This window comes from Falsiroseomonas oryziterrae (assembly GCF_021864505.1).
Classification (GTDB): domain Bacteria; phylum Pseudomonadota; class Alphaproteobacteria; order Acetobacterales; family Acetobacteraceae; genus Falsiroseomonas; species Falsiroseomonas oryziterrae.
In genome coordinates, this window is the sequence record NZ_JAKJIB010000290.1 from 1 (window position 1) to 5,486 (window position 5,486).

The window sequence follows — 5,486 nt, forward strand, 5'->3', positions numbered from 1 at the left end:
GTGCTCTTCCGATCTGAGGCCGCCTTCGCCGCCGCGGCCCGGACCGGGACGACGGGCGATCCGGCGCTGCGCGCCGACGCGGAGGAGGCGGCGCAGGCGCTGCGCACCCTCTCGGCGGAGAACCGCCGGCTGCTGGGGCGCGCCATCGACCTGCAGTCGCGGGTGATCGAGGCTATCGCCGGCGCGGCACGGCCGGCCGGCCCCGGCACCTATGGCGCGCTCGGCCGCGCACGGCCTGGACGCGGCGGGGCTGTCTCGGTGAGTTCGCGCGCCTGAAACGACGCGGCGCCGGACGGGGCCGCGTCGGGAAGGACAGGGCAGCCTCGGCCGCCGCGATGGACGACGCGGCCCCGCTTGGGCATAGCTGCCCGGCATGCCCGACACGCCGCCTCCCCCGGACGAGTGGACCGCGCTGCTCGCTGCGCGCGCGGGCGGTGAGATGCCGCGCGGGCCGCTTGGCCGGCTTTTCGCGCCGGTGCTGGCGGCGCCCGTCGCGGAGGATGGCTGTGTCGTGGTCGGGCGGCTGGCGCAGACGCTCGACGGCCGCATCGCCACCGCCGCTGGCTCCTCGCAATGGATCGGCGGCGCGGGCGACATCCTGCACACGCACCGGCTGCGTGCGCTCTGCGACGTCGTTCTGGTCGGCGCCGGCACGGTGCGGCACGACGACCCGCGACTGACGACTCGCGAGGTCGCAGGGCCGAACCCGGTCAGGGTCGTGCTGGATGCGGAGCGGCGGCTGCCGGCGACGCATCGCGTCTTCGCCGACGGCGCCGCGCCGACGTTGCTAGTGGCCGCGACGGACGGCCCCGCGAGGCACGGCCATGCGGAGGTGATCCGCATGGGGCGGGGCGCGGAGGGGCTCGACCTCACGTCGCTGCTGCGGCTGCTGTCGGGGCGCGGGCTCCGGCGGATCTTCGTCGAAGGTGGCGGGCGCACCGTCTCGGCCTTCCTCGCGGCCGGGCTGCTCGACCGGCTGCATGTGACGATCGCGCCGGTGATCCTCGGCTCCGGCATCCCGGCCTTCAGCCTGCCGGAGGTTTCGCGCATCGCGGACGGCATGCGCTTCGGCTGGAGCGTCACCCAACTCGGCGACGACATCCTCTGCGACGTCGCGGTCGGCCGCGCTCGACCCGGCACATGAAGGCGCGCAGTCTCTGGACCGTCGCGCCGGGCGTCGCGGAGATCCGCGAGGCCGTGCTGCCGCCGCCCGGGCCCGACCAGGCGCTGGTCGCGACGCGCGCGAGCGGCATTTCGCGCGGGACAGAGCGGCTGGTCTTCCGCGGCCGCGTGCCCGAAAGCCAGTGGGGCGCGATGGCCGCACCGCTCATGCAGGGCGCCTTCCCCTTCCCCCTCTCCTACGGCTACGCGGCCGTCGGCGTGGTGCAGGCCGGGCCGGAGGCACTGCGCGGGCGGCGCGTCTTCTGCCTCCATCCGCACCACGACGCCTTCCTGGCCCCCGCTTCGATGTGCGTGCCGGTGCCGGACGCCGTCCCGGACCGCCGGGCGGTGCTGGCGGCCAATATGGAGACGGCCGTCAACGTGCTGTGGGATGCACGGCCGCTGGTCGGCGAGCGTGCGCTGGTGGTGGGCGCGGGCGTGGTCGGGCTGCTGGTCGCCTTCCTGCTCGCGCGGGTGCCAGGCGTGGATCTCGCGGTCTGCGACCTCGACCCGGCGCGGCGCGCGATCGTCGAATCCTTCGGCGCGCGCTTCTGCGCACCGGGCGAGGCGCCGGCGGATCGCGATCTGGTCGTGCATGCCTCGGCCAGCCCGGAGGGGCTGCAGCTCGCCCTGGCGCGCTGCGGCTTCGAGGGGCGGGTGGTCGAGGCGTCCTGGTTCGGCGACCGCGCCTGCGACCTGCCGCTCGGCGAGGCCTTCCACGCGAAGCGGCTGGCACTGATCTCGACGCAGGTCGGCGCGGTGGCGCCGGCGATGCGCGGGCGGCGCACGCATGGGGAGCGGCTGGCGCTCGCGCTGTCGCTGCTTGATGATCCGCGGCTCGACGCGCTGGTCGGGCCGGAGATCCGCTTCGCCGAGCTGCCGGCGCGGATGGCGGAGGTGCTGGATCCGCCGCAAGGCGCTCCGCAGCCGCTCTGCCCGGTTGTCACCTATATATAGAGAGTAGGACTGCCCCGATGTTCAGCCTGACGGTCGTCGACCACATCATGATCGCCCACAGCTTCCGCGGCGAGGCCTTCGGCCCGGCGCAGCGGCTGCACGGCGCCACCTTCGTCGTGGAGGCGGAGTTCCGCGCCCCGAAGCTCGACGACCTGCACCTGCTGATCGACATCGGCCTGGCCAAGGACGTCCTGCGCGCGGTGCTCGCCCCGATCGACTACCGCAACCTGGACGCGGAGCCGCTCTTTGCGGGCAAGAACACCACCACCGAATACCTCTGCCTGCACATCCAGCAGGAACTCGCCGCGGCCTGCCGCGACGGGCGGCTCGGCGACGGCGGCAAGGCGGTCACGGGGATCAAGGTGCTGCTGCGCGAGAGCCACATCGCCTGGGCCGCCTTCGAGGGACCGGTCTGAGCTGCATGGACATCGCCCTTCTCGTACCGGGGCCCTTCGACACCGTCTCGGGCGGCTACGGCTATGACCGGCGCCTGTTGGAGGGGCTGCGCGCAAGCGGCCACGACGTGCAGGTCGTCGAGCTGCAGGGGCGCCACCCATACCCGGACGACGCGGCGCTTGCCGATGCGCGGCATGCGCTCGCGGCCGTTCCGGCCGGGACGCGGATCGTCGTGGACGGGCTCGGCCTGCCGGCCTTCGCGCCGCTGGCGGATGAGCTGGAACGGCGCCGCGCGGTCGGACTGATCCACCACCCGACCGCGCTCGAGCACGGCAACACCGGCGAGGTGCGGGATGCGCTGCGCGCGGCGGAGATCGCGCTGTTCCCCCGCCTCGCGCGGCTGGTGGCGACGAGCCAGCTCACCGCCCGGCGCCTCGAGCCCGATTTCGGATGCGACCCTGCGCGCATCGGCGTGGTGGAGCCGGGGACCGATCCTGCGCCGCGCAGCAGCGGCTCCGGCGACGGCTGTGCGATCCTCTCGGTCGGCGCGCTGGTGCCGCGCAAGGGCCATGACGTGCTGGTCCGCGCGCTGGCGACGCTCCCCGACCTCGACTGGCGGCTGACGGTGGTCGGTGGCGCGCGCGACGTGGCGCATGCCCATGGCCTGCAGGCGCTGGCCGAGGAGCTCGGCGTCGCGCAGCGCGTGGACTTCGCCGGCGAGGTGGACGGCGCGGTGCTGGAGGCGATGTGGCAGGGCGCCGACGTCTTCGCGCTGGCGAGCCATTGGGAGGGCTACGGCATGGCGGTGGCCGAGGCGCTGGCGCGTGGGCTGCCCGTGGCGGTGACCGCAGGCGGTGCGCTGGCCGAACTCGCACCGGTCGAGGCGAGCGTCGTCTCGCCCCCCGGCGACCATGTCTCGCTCGGCAAGGGGATGCGGCGCGTGATCTTCGACACCGCTCTGCGCGCGCAGATGGCGGAAGCCGCCTGGCAGGCGGGCCAGGGGCTGCCGCGCTGGTCCGACCGCGCCGCCGCCTTCGTGTCGGAGCTGGAGAAAGCCTGATGGCGGAGAGCTTCGACGGCGACTGGCTCGACCTGCGCGAGCCCTTCGATGCCGCCGCGCGCGACGCGGGCCTGGCCGCGCGGCTTGCCGCGGCGCTGCCGGCGCGGCCGCGCATCCTCGATCTCGGCGCCGGGACCGGCTCGCTCCTGCGCTGGCTCGGCCACTTCATGGGCCGCGCCCAGGCCTGGACGCTGGTGGATGCGGATGCCGGGCTGATCGAGCGCGCCTTCGACACCATCGCGGAGCGCGCCGCCGATGTCGGCTGGGGCGTGACCTTCCCCGGCAAGCGGACGCTTCTGGTGCACAGCCCACACGGCGCCTGGCGCGTCGAGGGCCTGGTCGCCGACCTGCGCGAGGCGCCCGACAACCTGCCGCTGCACGCGGTGGACGCGGTGGTGAACACCGCGCTCTGCGACCTGGTGAGCGAGGCCTGGGTGGAGCGGATGGCCGCCGCCTGCGCCGCGCGACGCCTGCCCTTCTACGCCGCGCTGAACGTGACGGGGCGCGAGCGGTTCTGGCCACCGCATCCGGGCGATGCGCTGGTGGCGCGCGGCTTCGCCCGCGACCAGCGACGCGACAAGGGATTTGGGGGCGTCGCACTCGGCGCGAAGGCGCCGGCGACGATCGGAGCGGCCTTCGCGGCGCAGGGCTACGAGGTGCTGCGCGCACCGTCGGACTGGGTGATCCTGCGCCGCGATTGGCGGATGGCGCTCGAACTCGCGGAGGGCCATGCCGCCGCCGCCCGTGCGCAGGAACGCCGTCTTGAAGGCCGCATCGCGCGCTGGGCCGTGGACCGCGCGACCCAGGCGCGCGACCTTCGCCTTTCGGCCCGCGTCGGGCATGCCGACCTGCTCTGCCTTCCTGGGAACCCCGCCTGATGCCTCTGCTTCTCGGCTGCGTCGCCGACGATTTCACCGGTGCGACCGACCTCGCCTCCATGCTGGTCAAGAACGGCATGCGCTGCGTGCAGGTGATCGGCGTGCCAGACGGCCCTTTACCGGAGGCCGACGCGGTCGTGGTGGCGCTGAAGTCGCGCACAGCCCCGGTGGCGCAGGCGGTGGCGGAGAGCGTGGCGGCGGCCGAGGCATTGCTCGCGGCCGGCGCGAAGCAGCTCTTCTTCAAGTACTGCTCGACCTTCGACAGCACGGATGAGGGCAACATCGGCCCGGTCGCCGATGCGCTGCTGAAGCGGCTCGGCGGCGGGCTCGCCATCGCCTGCCCGGCCTTCCCGGCGAACGGCCGCAGCATCTTCCAGGGGCACCTCTTCGTGGGCCAGCGGCTGCTGAGCGAGTCGGGGATGGAGAACCACCCGCTCACGCCGATGCGCGACCCGGACCTGGTCCGCGTGCTGTCGCGCCAGACGGATGGCGGCGTCGGGCTGGTGCCCTTCGCGGTCGTGGAGGCGGGTGCGGCGGCGATCCGGCGGGAGTTCACGCGGCTCGCCGACAGCGGCCGGCGCTATGCCATCGTCGATGCGGTGACGGATGCGCACCTGCACACGATCGGCGAGGCGGTCGCGGGCCACGCGCTGGTCACCGGCGGCTCCGGCGTCGCGATGGGGCTGCCGGCCAATTTCCGCGCGGCCGGCCTGCTGCCGGAGCGCGACGATGCCGCGGCCCTGCCCGCGCCGTCCGGCCTCTGCGCGGTCGTCGCGGGCTCCTGCTCGCGCGCGACCCTCGGCCAGATCGGCTTCGCCCGAGATCACGCACCGGTGCTGGAGCTCGATGCGCTCGCCACGCCGGATGCCGCGGCGCTGGCCGCGCAGGCGCTCGGCTGGGCGGAGGGGAAGCTCGATGCGTCCCGGCCGGTCGTGATCGCGGCCAGCGCGCCGCCCGACAGGGTCGCGGCGCTGCAGGCGAAGCTCGGCCGCGAGGCGGCGGGCGCGCTGGTCGAGGAGGCGATGGCGGCGGTC

At 74.6% G+C, this 5,486-nt stretch carries 7 protein-coding genes; all 7 read left to right on the top strand.

Features of this window, described 5'->3' with window-relative positions; all coding sequences use genetic code 11:
* The coding region (locus L2I40_RS18325; protein WP_237216628.1) for a hypothetical protein at positions 1-276 on the top strand (276 nt) is incomplete at its 5' end.
* 97 nt (positions 277-373) lie between these two features.
* Complete coding sequence (locus L2I40_RS18330) at positions 374-1,144, top strand: RibD family protein (RefSeq protein WP_237216629.1); 771 nt, start codon at positions 374-376, stop codon at positions 1,142-1,144.
* Positions 1,141-2,118 carry a zinc-dependent alcohol dehydrogenase gene (locus L2I40_RS18335; RefSeq protein ID WP_237216630.1) on the top strand — a complete coding sequence of 326 codons (978 nt, stop codon included), beginning with the start codon at positions 1,141-1,143 and terminating at the stop codon, positions 2,116-2,118. The genes L2I40_RS18330 and L2I40_RS18335 overlap by 4 nt, the downstream gene beginning before the upstream one ends.
* Before the next feature lie 17 nt (positions 2,119-2,135).
* On the top strand, positions 2,136-2,534 hold the full coding sequence (locus tag L2I40_RS18340) for a 6-pyruvoyl trahydropterin synthase family protein (RefSeq protein ID WP_237216631.1): 399 nt from the start codon (positions 2,136-2,138) through the stop codon (positions 2,532-2,534).
* A gap of 5 nt (positions 2,535-2,539) precedes the next feature.
* Positions 2,540-3,574, top strand: coding sequence for a glycosyltransferase family 4 protein (locus L2I40_RS18345; protein ID WP_237216632.1), 1,035 nt, complete (start codon positions 2,540-2,542; stop codon positions 3,572-3,574).
* Entirely contained in the window at positions 3,574-4,452 is an 879-nt protein-coding gene (locus L2I40_RS18350) for a class I SAM-dependent methyltransferase (protein ID WP_237216633.1), read from the top strand. Before L2I40_RS18345 ends, L2I40_RS18350 begins: the two co-directional genes overlap by 1 nt.
* The coding region (gene otnK / locus L2I40_RS18355; RefSeq protein ID WP_237216634.1) for a 3-oxo-tetronate kinase at positions 4,452-5,486 on the top strand (1,035 nt) is incomplete at its 3' end. The genes L2I40_RS18350 and otnK, both read left to right, overlap by 1 nt.